This window comes from Vibrio sp. M260121 (assembly GCF_036533715.1).
GTDB lineage: Bacteria > Pseudomonadota > Gammaproteobacteria > Enterobacterales > Vibrionaceae > Vibrio.
Map to the genome: position 1 here is coordinate 92219 of NZ_JATABF010000013.1, position 16331 is coordinate 108549.

A 16331-nucleotide genomic window follows, 5' to 3' on the forward strand; every position below is an offset into this window, starting at 1 on the left:
CCACAATATGAATTCTGAAATTAAGCAGCTTGTTTTTTAGCTGCTTTTTTAATGGAAAGCGTAAGAGAAAACTCGGCCATAGGTTCATTACCATTAATGCTCGGACACAAGGCGGTGATCTTCACATCTCGATTGATGCGTTCACCAGTTTCTAATGTCATTCGCAACATTTCATCAATCAATGGACCATCGTGACACACAAAATGCACGTCGCCTTCAGGACGTTTCAGAAACTCTGCTGTCACGCCTTTAAAAGCAAGAGAGATACGCTCTCCCTTCTCTTCTGCTTTACTCATAGCAAGAAAGCCACCAGCGACATCTGCTCCAACCGCAAGCGCACCAAAATACATACTATTGAGATGGTTCTTCGTTCTTCGCTTTAATGGGATTTTAACTTCAACGTGTTTATCATCGATGGCAAGGATCTTTGGTCTACACAACCAGATAAGTGGAACTTTAGAAAAGCCAAAAAGGTTTAAGTAAAGATTTGCACGGCGCACAGCAGATAACATCTTGGTCTCCTTACCAGACTAGTCTGACCAGTTAATCAATGAAGCATCAAAATGTCAAAGAATTGTTAATAACAAATCGATCTAGCTACGAAATTTCGCAAACGGTTTCTTTCTATCGAGTTCTAAAGTTCGATATGAAACACCCAGAGTACCTAGCCTCCAAGCTTCTTTTTGCAAAAATACGTGTTATCGAATAGAAAAAGTAGTTATAAATTCAAACGACTATGTATTGATCTCCTTAGCAGTTTTTGTCATTTATACATAACTATCATTAATGAATAGCCACAACATTACATACATTTCGGTATTTAACAGATAAGAATCCCGTGAAACGGTTTATTCCTAACTATAATTCCGTTATCTTTACCGCTTCGCAATAGAGAATAAAGCTATAACATGCCTATAAAAACAGATGAATTGAGAACCCAACCTTTGGGTCCAATGCCGACACCCGCAGAGCTAGGCAGCGTACATCCAATCACTGATGATGTAGCTGATCGCATCGCTCAATCTCGTCGTCAAATTGAAAAGATTTTAACTGGTGAGGATGACCGTATCCTTGCTATCGTTGGTCCGTGTTCTGTGCACGACACTGAAGCGGCAATCGACTACGCAACTCGCCTTGCGAATATCCAAGATAAGTACAAAGACGAGCTATTTATCGTAATGCGTACTTACTTTGAAAAACCTCGTACTGTTGTTGGTTGGAAAGGTCTTATCACTGACCCTAACCTAGATGGCTCATACGCACTTGAAGCGGGTCTTCATAAAGCACGTAAACTGCTACTGGATATCAACAAGCTTGGTCTTGCTACAGCTACTGAGTTTCTTGATATGATCACAGGTCAGTACATTGCAGATCTGATTACGTGGGGGGCAATTGGCGCTCGTACGACTGAGTCTCAAATCCACCGTGAGATGGCCTCTGCTTTATCTTGTCCAGTAGGCTTCAAGAACGGTACTAACGGCAACGTAAAAATCGCAATTGATGCGATTCGTGCGTCTAAAGCATCACACTACTTCTACTCTCCAGATAAGAATGGACGTATGACGGTATACCGCACTAGTGGGAACCCTTATGGTCACATCATTCTTCGTGGTGGTGAGAAAGGTCCTAACTTTGATGAAGCGTCTGTAAAACAAGCGTGTGATGCACTTGCTGAATTCGACTTACCACAACGTTTGATTGTAGACTTCAGTCATGCGAACTGTCAGAAGCAACACCGTAAACAAATTGATGTTGCACAAGACATTTGTGAACAAATTAAATCAGGCAGCACTCGCATTGCGGGTATCATGGCAGAGAGCTTCATTATTGAAGGCAATCAGCCAATGACTGATATTAACAACCTAACTTACGGTCAGTCGATTACTGACCCATGTCTAGGTTGGGATGATACTGAAACGATGCTAGACATGCTGGCAGCCGCAGTAAAATCCAGTAAGTAATTTCCCTATAACAAGATAATCAAGGAATCTTCATGCCATCGTTTGATATTGTTTCAGAAATCGATACCGTTGAACTACGTAACGCGGTTGATAACGCTAACCGTGAACTGTCTACTCGTTTCGATTTCCGCAATGTGAATGCGAGCTTTGAGCTAGTAGAAGAAAATGTAAAAGTGTCAGCAGAAGGCGAGTTCCAGCTTAAGCAAATGCGTGACATCCTACGTAGCCACTTGGCAAAGCGTAACATTGATGCGAACGCTATGGATGCAAAAAATCCAGAAGCGACGGGTAAGAACTGGCACCAAAACGTTGCTTTCCGCCAAGGTATTGATACGCCAACAGCGAAAAAGCTAGTTAAACTAATCAAAGACGCGAAGCTTAAAGTTCAAACATCTATCCAAGGCGACAAACTGCGCGTAACGGGTAAGAAACGTGACGACTTGCAAGCGACGATTGCAACGATCCGTGAAGCAGAGATGGGCATCCCATTTCAGTACAACAACTTCCGTGATTAATTGCGCTCTCCTACTCTCTTAATACAGAGAACGGGAACAGTGGAATAAAAAACGCCGGCGAAATGTTCGTCGGCGTTTTTGTATGTCTGTTTTGAACCTCTACCTATTACAAGAAGCTCTGAACGTGCGCTTCTTATTAGATTACAAGGTCCTGTCCTTGCAGGAGAGAAAACTCATTTGTTCCTTGAGGGATGAATACACAAACTCGAAGTTTTTCTTCTTTGGCCTTTCTAAGCATGTCAGAAAGCTCAGTCGCACTAGAAAATGCCTCACGTTCCGCATCTCTTCTTACCAGTTCCATTACATCTGCTTCGCATTTGGTTGAGTAAAGAGCCAACTCTGCTTGCTGCATGTATCGTACAGCCTTGATCGGCAGCATCTCTACATCTTTATCCACTTGAATCCAAGTGCAGCTCCCCGTTTCATCCAGAGGTTTTGCCATGGTTTCTTGATAAATGGTTTCAAGCTCACGATTATCTCGAGCGTTTTCTACTTCAGGATGAGAGAAATAGCTCTCCCAAAACTTACGACGTAAATCGACGCTTGGCAGCGCTTCTTTAATCGAGTTACGTTTTGAATTAGCAAACTCCGCCATCAATCCCATGTTTTGTGGCAGAATCGCTTCTAACTTTTCTCGAATGTTACGGATCAATACAGGAGATGCGCCGCCACTCGAGATAGCGATTTGAATGCGTCCGCGATTAATCATTGAAGGCGTAATGAAATCACAGTAAGGCTTATCGTCTACAACGTTGATTAAAATGCCCAACTCTTTGGCATCTTTATAGACCTGATGATTCAGTTCTGGGTTATCTGTGGTTGCCCACACTTGAATGAAAGACTTTGTGACAAGGTCACTTGAATAAAAACGTTGAATCCAATGTACTTGCTGCTCTTGAGCAAGTTTATCAAGAAAGTCGACAAGACTTGGGGACACAATGGTGATGTCAGCACCAGCTTTAAGTAGCGCCTCAACTTTGCGGCTCGCCACTTCACCGCCACCGACAACCAGTACGGGTTTATTCACTAAATCTAAGAACAGAGGAAAATATCGCATTTCAATCCATGATTACTTCAAATAACTATCGAAATTCATGCTACCAAAAATGGGGCAATCACTTCACCTTGTTTCGACTTCACAAATAATATTTGTTCAAATTTTCGGCTGACATAGCCGCCCTACACTAATGATACTTTTAATAACAAATTTTTATCCTTCTATTTTATTCCTTCTTTTACCGATTGTTCTGATGCACCAATTCAACAATCAGTTGCACTATTTACAAACAATTAACATTTCGTCATTCTAAATCGCAAGGCGCTTTGTGACTTCTCTCCAAAACTCTTTTTAAATTATATGTTTGAGAATTAGCAAATCCTTTCCTACGCTTATAACTGATTGATTTGACGATGGCCGTTTCTTCTAAAATCAGTCATGTAGGACGAAAACACAAACGAATTGGACACGTTGTATCAGGTCGCTCCTGATTAAACATGGATCATACAGGAAGGATACAAATGGCGAATAAACTCACAGTTCTTGCTTCCGTCGTAGCGGCTTCTACTGCCATGATGGCTACTTCAGCTCAAGCAGCAGACACTACTCTGGACAAAGTCACAAAACAAGGCTTTATTACTTGTGGCGTTAGTACCGGTCTACCTGGTTTCTCAAACCCTAACTCAAAAGGTGAATGGGAAGGTATCGACGTAGAATATTGCCAAGCACTGGCTGCAGCCGTTCTTGGGGATAAAACGAAAGTTAAGTATGTACCCCTAACTGCGAAAGAACGATTCACAGCACTACAATCGGGTGAAATCGATGTGCTTTCACGTAACACCACCTGGACACTACACCGTGATACGGCTCTTGGTCTGAACTTTGTCGGCGTGAACTACTACGACGGTCAAGGTTTCATGGTTAAGAAAGACCTTGGCGTTTCAAGTGCAAAAGAGCTTGATGGCGCATCAGTATGTGTTCAATCAGGTACAACAACCGAGCTAAACCTTGCAGACTACTTCCGTAACCAAGGCATGGCATACAAACCAGTGGTATTTGATACTGCCGCGCAAACTTCTAAAGGTTTTGATGCTGGCCGCTGTGACGTACTAACGACTGACCAATCTGGTCTTTACGCGCTACGTCTGAACTTGAAAGACCCTTCTTCTGCTACCGTTCTTCCTGAAATCATCTCTAAAGAGCCACTAGGTCCTGTTGTGCGTCAAGGTGACGATCAATGGTTCAATATCGCGAAGTGGACTCTATTTGCGATGGTGAACGCAGAAGAGTACGGCATTACCTCTAAGAACGCAGACGAGATGTTGAAATCGAAAGATCCAAACATCAAGCGCATTCTTGGTGTGGACGGCCCTAAAGGTAAAGGTTTAGGTATCCGTGACGATTGGGGCTACCAAGTTATCAAGCAAGTCGGTAACTACGGTGAGAGCTTCGAGCGTACGGTTGGTACAGGTTCGCCTCTGAAAATTTCTCGTGGTGTGAACGCACTGTGGAATGCGGGCGGCTTCATGTACGCGCCACCAATCCGCTAATACAACGATTATCACAGGGCGGTTTATGCCGCCCTTTTTCGTGAGTGAATCTATAAATAAGGGTTTGAGGTTATCGCTGTATGAAACCGACGAATGATGCATCGCCAAGTACGATGTCCAAACCAAGCGGAAGTAAGAGCCTGATTTACAATCCAGCCTTTCGCTCCGCTCTTTTCCAGATCATTGCCGTAGCCGCACTGGTATTTTTCTTTTACACAATTATCAACAACGCACTGACCAACCTTGATGCTCGTGGTATCGCAACAGGTTTTGGTTTCCTTAATCAAGAAGCAGGCTTTGGGATCGGCCTGACTCTTATCGAATACGACGAAACGTTCTCTTATGGACGCACCTTTGTCGTTGGCCTTCTTAATACCGCACTGGTTTCTGTGCTTGGTATTATCCTCGCAACCGTTATTGGTTTTGTTATGGGTATCGCGCGTCTCTCCTCCAACTGGCTGGTGAGTCGATTAGCTGCGGTATACATTGAAACGTTCCGAAATATCCCACTACTTCTACAAATCTTTTTCTGGTATTTCGCCGTTCTTCAAGCACTCCCATCACCAAGACAGAGTATGAGCCTTGGTGAAGCGATCTTCTTGAATGTACGAGGGTTGTATTTCCCAGCGCCTGTGATGGAAGCAGGAAGCGGGTTGGTTATTGCTGCACTTATCTTTGGCGTCATTGCGACGGTTTTGATTAATGTGTGGGCGAACAATAAACAGCGTTTAACAGGCCAGCAAACACCAATGGGCCGAATTGCGCTTGGATTAGTTGTTGGGCTTCCTTTGATTGTTTACTTCATCGCAGGTATGCCGATCTCTTTGCAGTATCCAGAGTTAAAAGGTTTTAACTTCCGAGGTGGCATCAGCATCATTCCTGAGCTGGCTGCGCTTCTGTTGGCATTGAGCGTCTATACCGCGTCGTTCATTGCTGAGATTGTTCGCTCTGGTATTAACGCTGTGAGTCATGGTCAAACTGAAGCAGCAATGTCGCTTGGTTTACCACGCACAAAAACGCTTAAGCTGGTCGTGATTCCTCAGGCATTGCGTATCATCATCCCTCCTCTTACGAGCCAATACTTGAACCTCACCAAGAACTCTTCGCTGGCAATGGCGATTGGTTACCCAGATTTGGTTTCTGTATTCGCTGGTACCACGTTGAACCAGACCGGACAGGCAATAGAAATTATTGCGATGACCATGGGCGTTTACTTGACGTTAAGTTTGATTACATCTGCGTTGATGAACTTGTACAACCGTAAAGTGGCACTGGTGGAGAGATAATATGAGCACACATCAATTTCAGCCAGATCTCCCACCGCCAGCAAATACGGTTGGTGTCGTAGGTTGGCTACGCAAAAATCTATTCAATGGACCAATCAACTCGATTGTGACGCTGATTCTGGCTTACATCGTATTCTCAGCACTCTGGAATATCGTTGATTGGGCGTTCATTAATGCTGATTGGGTCGGAACAACAAGAGATGATTGTACACGCGAAGGCGCATGTTGGGTTTTTATTAGCGTGCGTTGGGAACAGTTCATGTATGGATTCTATCCAGAAGCTGAACTCTGGCGCCCTCGCCTGTTCTACATCACATTGGCGATCTTTACTGTACTACTTGCTTACGAGAAAACACCAAAACGCATTTGGATTTGGTTGTTCTTCGTAAACATTTACCCATTCATTATTGCCGCACTTCTTTATGGTGGCGTATTTGGTCTCGAAGTAGTGGAGACGCACAAATGGGGTGGTCTACTAGTTACGCTGATCATCGCACTCGTCGGTATCGTTGTTTCTCTGCCAATTGGTGTGGCGTTAGCACTTGGTCGACGTTCAGATATGCCGATCATCCGCAGTATTTGTACCGTTTACATTGAAGTTTGGCGTGGTGTTCCGCTTATTACCGTTCTGTTTATGGCCTCGGTAATGCTGCCTCTGTTCTTGGCTCAAGGCTCAGAAACTGACAAGCTCATCCGTGCACTTATCGGCGTGGTCATGTTCAGTGCGGCATATATGGCAGAGGTGGTACGTGGTGGTTTGCAGGCGATTCCGAAAGGCCAGTATGAAGCAGCAGATGCTCTTGGCCTCACCTACTGGAAAAAGATGGGACTGATCATTTTGCCTCAGGCACTCAAGATTACTATCCCTTCTATCGTGAACACGTTTATCGGCCTATTTAAAGACACCAGTCTTGTGCTTATTATTGGTATGTTTGACGTGCTGGGCATAGGACAAGCTGCGAACACCGACCCTGAGTGGTTAGGCTTCGCAACCGAAAGTTATGTATTTGTCGCGTTAGTGTTTTGGGTATTCTGTTTTGGCATGTCGCGTTACTCGATATGGCTTGAAAACAAATTGCATACCGGTCACAAACGATAACTCACTAAGATCAAGGACGTATTATGACGCAACAACAAGATTATATGATCCAGTTGAAGGACATGAATAAGTGGTATGGTGAGTTTCACGTACTAAAGAACATCAACCTAGACGTAAAGAAAGGCGAAAAAATCGTTATCTGTGGACCATCGGGCTCAGGTAAATCGACCATGATTCGTTGTATCAACCGTCTCGAAGAGCATCAAGCCGGCAGCATTTATGTATCGGGCACTGAACTTACAGAAGACCTGAAAAACATTGAAGCGGTTCGTCGTGAAGTGGGCATGTGTTTTCAGCACTTTAACCTCTTCCCTCATCTAACGGTTTTGGAGAATTGTACGCTTGCCCCTATCTGGGTGAAGAAAATGCCAAAAGAAGAAGCCGAAGCCATCGCAATGCAGTATTTAGAGCGTGTTAAGATCCCCGATCAAGCCGACAAGTATCCAGGCCAGCTCTCCGGTGGCCAGCAACAACGTGTGGCAATCGCCCGCTCTCTTTGTATGAGCCCTAAAGTGATGCTGTTTGATGAGCCGACATCGGCACTCGACCCTGAGATGGTGCGAGAGGTGCTTGATGTAATGGTTGAACTGGCGGAAGAAGGCATGACCATGTTGTGTGTAACGCACGAAATGGGTTTTGCTAAAGAAGTGGCTGACCGAGTTATCTTTATGGATGCGGGTGAAATCATCGAAGAGAACAACCCTGTCGACTTCTTCGAGAATCCGCAATCGGATCGAACCCAGAACTTCTTGGCTCAGATCCTTCACCATTAAGACGGGTTGGGTACATAGCTAAAATTGTAAAGCGCTGACATCAAAATCAGCGCTTTTTCTTTGTTTAAACGGTTGCTACTCACTCATGTTACGAAAATCCAGTTGATTCAAGATGTTGTAAATTCGCGCAATCTTGCAACCTACTTCGTGAGCTGCGCTTCAGAGCTTTGAATAGTAAGCCTTTCTTCGCTATGCAAGGCGGTAATATTGTGTTACAAGTTGCCACATACATAACACATTATTTCTATTATTATTTTGTTCTAGATATACATGTGGCGGGCTTGATTTTTTGAACTATCGGGCCCATATATGTCTATATATTAAAGATAAGACAGTCCCTTATAGAGGAAGATTATGAACAGTCCTATGTTTTCTCGCACTACTACTCAAGAGAGTGCTCTACAAACCAACAAAGTACTGCGTAATACATATGCACTACTTTCTATGACTCTACTATGGTCAGCTCTTGTGGCTGGCGTGTCTATGGCATTTAATCTACCGCGTCCAGGTATCATCCTGATGTTGGTTGGTTTCTACGGTCTATTATTCCTGACTGAGAAAAACCGCAACAACAGCATGGGCCTAGTGTTTACATTCCTATTCACAGGCTTCTTGGGTTACACCATTGGTCCAATTCTAAACATGTACATCGGCGCTGGTATGGGCGACGTTGTTCTAACAGCACTAGGCGGTACCGCTCTGTCATTCATGGCAGCTTCTGCTTACGCTCTAACAACTAAGCGCGACCTATCTATGATGGGCGGCCTTATGTTGTCACTATTTGTCGTTCTAGTTGTAGGTATGATTGCGAGCATCTTCATCCAATCAACTATTCTGCATCTAGCACTTAGCAGCTTGTTCATTGTGTTCTCTACCATGGCAATTCTGATGACTACTCAAGGCATCATCCGTGGCGGCGAAACAAACTACATCTCTGCAACGATTACGCTATACGTTTCAATCTACAACATCTTCATCAGCCTACTAAGCATCCTAGGCATCATGAACGACGACTAATTCGTTAGATTGATTAAAACTCAAAAGCCCGAAGTTCTACTTCGGGCTTTTTCTTTGCAAGTAATTCAGTTTGTTATGCTTGGTCTACCGTCAACTCGATAACTTCGTCAGCCTCTGGATTTTCTCTAAACCGTCTCACTTGTATGGTTTCCTCTCCCAACATGATTTTCTTGGCAATTCGATGCATGCCATCAAAGACTCGATAATCACTGGTTAGTATTACTGGATACGACAAATCGGCATTGTTGATGCGTTGGCAATGTTTCGCTATTTCACGACAGGTTGGCAGCGGCCCCTCTTCACTAAACCAAGTCACCTCATTCGGACCTTTGATGTCATCAATTGCAATTTCTTCTACGGGTAAAGATTCTGCGAGCTTCCAAATACGCTCGATAGACCAAGTGGATTTGACGTTATCGTTAATCTCAATATAACGTTGTTTCGACACGACTAACTCCTTGTCATGATTTGAGTTCTAACCTGAACGCAGGTCACTTATTAAACCAAGAGAGTATCGCCCCATGAGAACAAACACAACGTCGTAAGTGAGTCATTGTTCTTCAACGCCTCACTTAAGCATATGAAGCCATTAAAAAATGAATAACTTTGGGTAAAAATGCAAATACGCAGATACTCACCCCGAGAATTTTCTAACAAGATGAATAAATTTACATTCTTGTGAATAATCAGCGCAATTAACCTCTTCTACCGTGACTTTCTTTATCTGGTATTAATTGTGTAAATTTACTTCGCTCAGAAGCCTTCAAAGATTCTTTTGTTGAGTCTAAGCTTCGCTCTACGCTACCCTATACGTATCAATGGTTACTTAGCGGAAACAAAGCTATGTTCGTTTACAACGGCAAAGAAATTGAAACCGACGCTCAAGGCTACCTACTTGACCACACTCAGTGGGAAGAAGGCATGATTGAGCTTCTAGCAAAAGATGAAGAGATCGAGCTTACCGATGCGCACTTAGAAGTGGTTCACTTCGTACGTGATTTTTATGAGGAGTTCAACACCTCACCTGCGGTAAGAATGCTTGTGAAAGCGATGGAAAAGGCGCACGGCCCTGAGAAAGGTAACAGCAAGTACCTGTTCAAGCTATTTAAGAAAGGCCCAGCGAAACAGGCAACCAAATTGGCAGGCCTTCCTAAACCAGCGAAATGTTTGTAAGGCTCTGGTTTAAAAATACCACTTACAAAATGACAGCTTATAAAGCTATAAGATCTTAAATCCGCGGAAAGGTTTGTAAGACACACTTTCCTGAGTGACACTGTCCACACTCGCTGTCCGCGGTCCTTCTTCTAACCACTTCGAAAACGCTGCAATTTGCTCTTCAGTGCCACAGGCAATCACTTCAACATCTCCGTTGTTTAAGTTCTTCGCGTACCCCGTTAAACCTAGCTTCAATCCTTGATGCGATGTGTGGTATCGAAATCCTACCCCTTGTACGTGACCTACTATCAGAAACTTCTCACACTTTAGTACCATCCGTATACCGCTCCCTATATTTGAGTGATATATTAATTGCGTCTATTTACCCCACTAAGGATAGTGGGTTTTTATATGGTTATAATAATTATGAAAGAAATTCCCTTCCGTTGGATTGATAAGTATCTCATCCATTTAAAAATTCAAGAAAAGTTCTATTTACTCTTCTTCCTTCCTCTTCTTGCATTAGTCATTCTCACTTTAGTCCTGAATAGTGCCGCTGACGCCATGATTTCAGGTCTGTATCAGGAAGAGTTGATGTTAATGAAGGGGCTTATTGAGGCTGGCAACCTTTCGCAATCTCAAGTTGCAAACCTTATTGCTGGCTCGGAGACAATTACCCTTGGTACTGGCCCAGACTCTGTTTCTGTATTGAATGGCGCATTTAGCCTAGTTGCAAACTATGAACAGTCTCTATGGACCGCACTTTCTACAGCGCAAGTCAGTATTATTCTTGTGACTCTGTTCATTATCGCGATTGGCGTTTACTACATCATGACTTTCATCGGTGGTGCGATGTTTACGATGAACAAAGCTCTCAACACGCTGGCTGATGGTGATCTAACAGCGCGTATGAATTTCTTCCGTGTTCGTGATGAGTTCAGCGAAATCGCGATTACTATCGACAAAGTAGCGGATCGAGAACAAAAGATGGTTCAGTCGATTCAAGAATCCGTAGCACTGATGCAGCAAATCAGCTCTGACCTTAACCTTTCGATTCACAACAGCTCTGAGATCTCAAATACTCAACAAGAGCACCTTAACTCACTGGCAAGTGCAACAGAACAGATGGCTTCCACGATTCGTGAAGTGGCAACGCTGGCTCATGACTCAAGCACACAAACTGATGATGCTCGCAGCGTCGCGCAATCAGGTCAGGTGAAAGTGGAAAATACCCTTCACTCTATCTCGAACCTTTCTACTGAGATCCAATCAGCATCTCAAGCGGTTGAAGAGTTAGATGCAAACGCAGCGCAGATTGATGAAGTGGTCACAACCATCAACGGTATCTCTGAGCAAACTAACCTACTTGCCTTGAACGCTGCGATTGAAGCGGCTCGTGCAGGTGAACAAGGCCGTGGCTTTGCGGTTGTTGCTGATGAAGTTCGTGCTCTTGCAGGCCGCACTCAACAAGCGACAGTAGAGATTCAAGCAATGATTGAAGCGCTACAACGTAACAGCCAATCGCTGACTAAACTGATGGAAGTCACGGTTCATAATGCGAACGAAGGCCAAACTCTGATGGCCGAAGTGAATCACGAGATCGGCTCACTAGCAGACAAGAACCAAACTATCTCAGACAGCAGCATTCAAATTGCGACAGCAGCTGAAGAGCAAGGCGTGGTGGCAGACAATATTGCATCAAGCGTTGAAGAGATCCGCATACAAGCAAACAATGTATGTACGATGATCAGCACAACGTCGCAAAACGTCGAGCAGCTTCGAGCTCAAAGTGACACCATGGAGTCACTGCTGACTGGCTTAAAAGCGTAATCGCTAAAACGAATAACTAGGGTCACTTCGGTGGCCCTTTTTTGTACCTAGATCCCCATCCGTTACTCCATTCATCAGTTTATAATTAAAGCCTCTACAAATGATTGGATTGTCGATGGATATTGCTTTTGCGGGCAACATCCCGGACAATACGCCCCTTTCAAAATTCAACAAGAGCTAAAGAAATGACAGCTGCTATCTATTTGGTTAAAGGTCGTGAGAAATCGGTTAAGCGTAAGCACCCTTGGATCTTCTCTCGAGGCATCAGTAAAGTTGAGGGCGAACCTGCTCTTGGCGAAACCGTTGATGTATTCACTCACGACGGAAAATGGCTAGCTAAAGCGGCATATTCTCCAGCTTCTCAAATTCGTGCTCGTATTTGGAGTTTTGAAAAAGAAGAAATCAACAAAGCCTTCTTCGTTAAGCGTTTCAACAACGCTCAGCTTCTTCGTGAAGACATCATCGAGCGCGATGGCCTAACTGGCTACCGTCTTATCGCAGCTGAGTCTGATGGTATGCCTGGCGTTACCATCGACCGTTACCAAAACTTCTTTGTGTGCCAGCTTCTAAGTGCGGGCGCAGAATACAACAAGCAAGCGATTGTTGATGCTTTGGTTGAGTGTTTCCCAGACTGCAACGTTTACGAGCGTTCAGACGTCGTGGTACGTAAGAAAGAAGGTTTGAAAGAAACCACTGGCGTACTGCACGGTGAAGAGCCACCGAAAACAGTGGTGATTGAAGAGAACGGCGTGAAAATCAGCGTAGACATCGTTGGTGGTCATAAAACGGGTTTCTACTTAGACCAACGTGACAGCCGCCAACAAGCGATGAAGTACGTGAAAGACAAAGAAGTTCTAAACTGTTTCTCTTACACCGGCGGTTTTGGTCTGTACGCACTAAAAGGCGGCGCAAAACGCGTTATCAACGCAGACGTATCACAACCAGCTCTAGACACTGCAAAATTCAACGCAGAGCTGAACGAGTTTGATATCTCGAAAAAGCGTGCTGTGTTCCTAAACGCTGACGTGTTCAAACTGCTGCGCGAATACCGTGACCAAGGTACGAAGTTCGATGTTGTGATCATGGACCCACCGAAGTTTGCAGAAAGTAAGGCACAGCTAAACGGTGCATGTCGTGGCTACAAAGACATCAACATGTTGGCGATGCAAATTCTAAACCCGGGTGGCACACTACTGACCTACTCTTGCTCAGGCTTAATGGACCAGGTTCTGTTCCAAAAAATCATTGCCGACGCCGCAGTAGATGCAAACCGCCAAGTTAAGTTTGTAGAGCGTTTTGAACAAGCAGCCGATCACCCAACAGATACGGCCTACCCAGAAGGTTTCTACCTAAAAGGCTTTGCGTGTAAGGTGCTTTAATCGCTGATTAAAACTAACTCAAAAAGAAAACGGAGCTTTCGCTCCGTTTTTTTATTCTCTCAATTGCTCGAGGTTGGTGATGATACTGTTTGCGATATCAGCCGCCGATGCGCCGTCAAAGTTAACTTCAAGCTGCTGGCCATCTTTGTTGATGGTCAATGTTGAGTTTCCACCATCTTCCGTTACAGAAACTGAGATGTCGTCAACTTGCCCAGCATAGTCACCAGAACTCAGATCATCTAGCAGAACCGATATATCACTCTCACTCACGTCATCAAACAAGTCCGTAAAGTCTAATGAATCTCCGCTTTCAAAATCGGTGACTGTATCTGTTGCCGTATCCATTTCTGTCCACTTAAATACATCGTTACCCCCACCACCTGTGAGTACATCGTCTCCAAGTCCACCGATCAAGATGTCATTGCTGTCCGTTCCGACTAAGTTGTCATTCTGGTCGGTTCCTTGAATCGTATTAACTTGCAACGCTCCCACTTGAACACCAAACGCTTCGACCGCATCAACAGACACATTGGCAAAATCAATATCCACGGTTGCAGTATCGGCACTGGTGAGACCATCTGAATCTATTGCCTTGTAATCAAAGGAGTCGTTCACATTGTTAAAGCTGGTAATCTGAGTACCGACGAGAGTAAAACTCGCTTTGTCACTCGCACTGTTCGTCTCTGGGAACAAGCGAATTTCGTCGAAACTACCGTTAGTAATAGCCACTGTGGCAAAACCTTCTTGATTACCGGTAAACACAATGTCAGAGGTTTGAATGACCTGCGTTTCTGCTAGGACACCATCCATGTAAAAATAAACATTGATCCAAGCAGCTCCACTATTAAAGCGGTCATTTAAGCTCGCTAGGTCGAGGCGAGCTTCTTCGGCCTCGAGGCCTTCATCTAGCTCAATCGCAATGAACTCACTGGTACTGATCTCATCACCTTGTCCTGTTTCTCCGGGAGAAACAACAACCAAACCAACTTGTTGGTTTGCAAAGTCCACTTTGATTTGAGCGTTGTTAACAAAATCTCCGTTGCTATCGATGGTTCCACCAAAGAAACTCAAGCCATTAACGTCAACAGTGTCCGCGATAAAGTCTTTATCAAACTCATCCAACAAGTCTTGTGAATCAAAACTTTGTTCGTCGAAGAAGTCTTCAGTAAGCGCATAACGCACTTCTGTTGATTCGGGGATAACATCTCCTATTTCGAGTACAACCTCATTATTCTGGTCATCAAAGTAGTAAAGATACCCATACTCAGGGAGCGTCGTGATGCAAATGCTGGTTTCTTTATCATCGAAAGGATCGAAGTCATCTTCCAAGTCCTGCGCATAAGGACCAAAATCAATCAACGCATCTTCACCGGGGTTATTCAAATCAATAATGATGTTGAAATCTTCTACGGTTGGAGGAGTGTTGTCATCGTCAAGAATTGTACCAATACCTGAAGCCGCGACATTTTGGCCTTGAATTTCGCCAGTCAACGTGAAGTTTTCCGATTGCTCATAAACTTGGTCTTCAAGAGTATTAACGGTGACACTAAATGTCGTATCGTTTGCAGGAACTGAGACATCAAACGTTCCATCAGGTGCCACATTGACCACTTCGGTCGTATTGTCAGCATAAGTAATTGTCACGGATGTCGCATTAAAATCATCCCCTGCTAAAGCGGTTCCATCAAGTAATGACATGCTGACTAAGATCGCGACCGTACTCGCATTACTTAATGTGACATTAAAGGTCGCGTCCTCACCCTCGGTAACTTGTATATCTGTGATATCTGCAACGCTTGGTCGATCCGCTTCATCATCTATCGTTACCGTACCAACCGCAGGTGTAGTTTGAACAGACGTCGAACCCGATAGTGTGAATGTTTCATCACCTTCATAGATATCGTCATTTAATGTTTCCATCGTAACGCTAAATGTCGTATCCAATGCAGGAACCGTTACATCAAACGAACCATCAAGATTTACCACGACAACTTCGGTGCTGTTGTCCGCATAAGTGATCGTCACTTGTGTATCGGTATAATCCACACCACCGTCTGCGGTGCCATCGGCGAGTGTCATGCTGATAACAGTATCTGTTGTACTCGCATTACTCATGGTCACATCAAGTGTCGCAGGATCACCTTCATTAACCGTGGTTGAGCTAATCGACGCCACGGTTGGACGGTCGTCATCTGGATCGGGACCTGGACCACTACCATCATCAACAATCGTACCTGTACCTTCTGCTGGTGTGGTCTGAACAGCAGTTGCACCAGACAGCGTAAAGGTCTCAGGGCCTTCGAACAGGTCATCATCTGTTGTGCTAACGGTGATGCTGTATGTGGTGTCATTGGCAGGAACCGTTACATCGAACGAGCCATCAGGGTCTACCGCGACAATTTCAGTGCTGTTGTCGGCGTAAGTGATCGTCACCTGTGTATCGGCGTAATCCACGCCACCGTCTGCGGTGCCATCGGCGAGCGTCATGCTGACAACAGTATCTGTTGTACTTGCATTACTCATGGTCACATCAAGTGTCGCTGGGTCGCCTTCGTTTACCGTGGTTGAGCTAATCGATGCCACGGTAGGACGGTCATCATCTGGATTGGGACCAGGACCACTGCCATCATCAACAATCGTACCTGTACCCTCTGCCGGCGTAGTTTGTACGGCCGTTGCACCGGACAACGTAAAGGTCTCAGGGCCTTCGAACAAGTCATCATCTGTTGTACTAACGGTGATGCTGTATGTGGTGTCGTTGGCAGGCAC

At 44.6% G+C, this 16331-nt stretch carries 15 protein-coding genes; 10 read left to right on the top strand and 5 right to left on the bottom strand.

Features of this window, described 5'->3' with window-relative positions:
• Nucleotides 1–20: 20 nt before the first annotated feature.
• Nucleotides 21–512 (bottom strand): DUF4442 domain-containing protein, encoded by a 492-nt coding sequence (locus tag QTO06_RS09895; RefSeq protein ID WP_331407678.1) that lies wholly within the window; start codon nt 510–512, stop codon nt 21–23.
• A gap of 396 nt (nt 513–908) precedes the next feature.
• Here QTO06_RS09895 and QTO06_RS09900 point away from each other — a divergent pair, with 396 nt between their 5' ends.
• Nucleotides 909–1961, top strand: coding sequence for a 3-deoxy-7-phosphoheptulonate synthase (locus tag QTO06_RS09900; RefSeq protein ID WP_005446791.1), 1053 nt, complete (start codon nt 909–911; stop codon nt 1959–1961).
• A 32-nt stretch (nt 1962–1993) separates the two neighbouring features.
• Nucleotides 1994–2476, top strand: coding sequence for a YajQ family cyclic di-GMP-binding protein (locus QTO06_RS09905; protein WP_005443962.1), 483 nt, complete (start codon nt 1994–1996; stop codon nt 2474–2476).
• Between the two features lie 136 nt (nt 2477–2612).
• On the opposite strand, the gene QTO06_RS09910 is transcribed toward QTO06_RS09905, so the two are convergent.
• Nucleotides 2613–3533 carry a precorrin-2 dehydrogenase/sirohydrochlorin ferrochelatase family protein gene (locus tag QTO06_RS09910; RefSeq protein ID WP_331407681.1) on the bottom strand — a complete coding sequence of 307 codons (921 nt, stop codon included), beginning with the start codon at nt 3531–3533 and terminating at the stop codon, nt 2613–2615.
• A gap of 461 nt (nt 3534–3994) precedes the next feature.
• On the opposite strand from QTO06_RS09910, the gene QTO06_RS09915 reads away from it, so the two are divergent.
• The 5 genes from QTO06_RS09915 (at nt 3995) to QTO06_RS09935 (ending at nt 9198) form a co-directional block, all read left to right on the top strand.
• Nucleotides 3995–5023: an amino acid ABC transporter substrate-binding protein gene (locus tag QTO06_RS09915; protein WP_009706139.1), complete on the top strand. Its 1029-nt coding sequence runs from the start codon at nt 3995–3997 to the stop codon at nt 5021–5023.
• A gap of 80 nt (nt 5024–5103) precedes the next feature.
• Entirely contained in the window at nt 5104–6309 is a 1206-nt protein-coding gene (locus QTO06_RS09920; protein WP_020197441.1) for an amino acid ABC transporter permease, read from the top strand.
• A gap of 1 nt (nt 6310) precedes the next feature.
• A complete protein-coding gene (locus QTO06_RS09925) occupies nt 6311–7408 on the top strand; it encodes an amino acid ABC transporter permease (RefSeq protein ID WP_005443946.1) in 1098 nt (365 codons plus the stop codon).
• A gap of 23 nt (nt 7409–7431) precedes the next feature.
• Nucleotides 7432–8181: an amino acid ABC transporter ATP-binding protein gene (locus tag QTO06_RS09930; RefSeq protein WP_005443945.1), complete on the top strand. Its 750-nt coding sequence runs from the start codon at nt 7432–7434 to the stop codon at nt 8179–8181.
• 354 nt (nt 8182–8535) lie between these two features.
• On the top strand, nt 8536–9198 hold the full coding sequence (locus tag QTO06_RS09935; protein WP_005443944.1) for a Bax inhibitor-1/YccA family protein: 663 nt from the start codon (nt 8536–8538) through the stop codon (nt 9196–9198).
• Nucleotides 9199–9271: 73 nt separating this feature from the next.
• On the opposite strand, the gene QTO06_RS09940 is transcribed toward QTO06_RS09935, so the two are convergent.
• Complete coding sequence (locus QTO06_RS09940) at nt 9272–9646, bottom strand: chromosome partitioning protein ParB (protein ID WP_009706141.1); 375 nt, start codon at nt 9644–9646, stop codon at nt 9272–9274.
• A 395-nt stretch (nt 9647–10041) separates the two neighbouring features.
• Here QTO06_RS09940 and QTO06_RS09945 point away from each other — a divergent pair, with 395 nt between their 5' ends.
• A complete protein-coding gene (locus QTO06_RS09945) occupies nt 10042–10371 on the top strand; it encodes a TusE/DsrC/DsvC family sulfur relay protein (protein ID WP_005443942.1) in 330 nt (109 codons plus the stop codon).
• 45 nt (nt 10372–10416) lie between these two features.
• Here QTO06_RS09945 and yccX read toward each other — a convergent pair whose 3' ends face one another.
• Complete coding sequence (gene yccX, locus QTO06_RS09950) at nt 10417–10689, bottom strand: acylphosphatase (protein ID WP_033007078.1); 273 nt, start codon at nt 10687–10689, stop codon at nt 10417–10419.
• Nucleotides 10690–10779: 90 nt separating this feature from the next.
• Here yccX and QTO06_RS09955 point away from each other — a divergent pair, with 90 nt between their 5' ends.
• The gene (locus QTO06_RS09955) at nt 10780–12183 is read left to right on the top strand and encodes a methyl-accepting chemotaxis protein (RefSeq protein WP_331407687.1); all 1404 of its coding nucleotides are present in this window, start codon (nt 10780–10782) and stop codon (nt 12181–12183) included.
• Nucleotides 12184–12368: 185 nt separating this feature from the next.
• A complete protein-coding gene (locus tag QTO06_RS09960; RefSeq protein ID WP_331407690.1) occupies nt 12369–13562 on the top strand; it encodes a class I SAM-dependent methyltransferase in 1194 nt (397 codons plus the stop codon).
• A gap of 51 nt (nt 13563–13613) precedes the next feature.
• Here the strand turns inward: QTO06_RS09960 and QTO06_RS09965 are convergent.
• The coding region (locus QTO06_RS09965; protein WP_331407693.1) for a Calx-beta domain-containing protein at nt 13614–16331 on the bottom strand (2718 nt) is incomplete at its 5' end.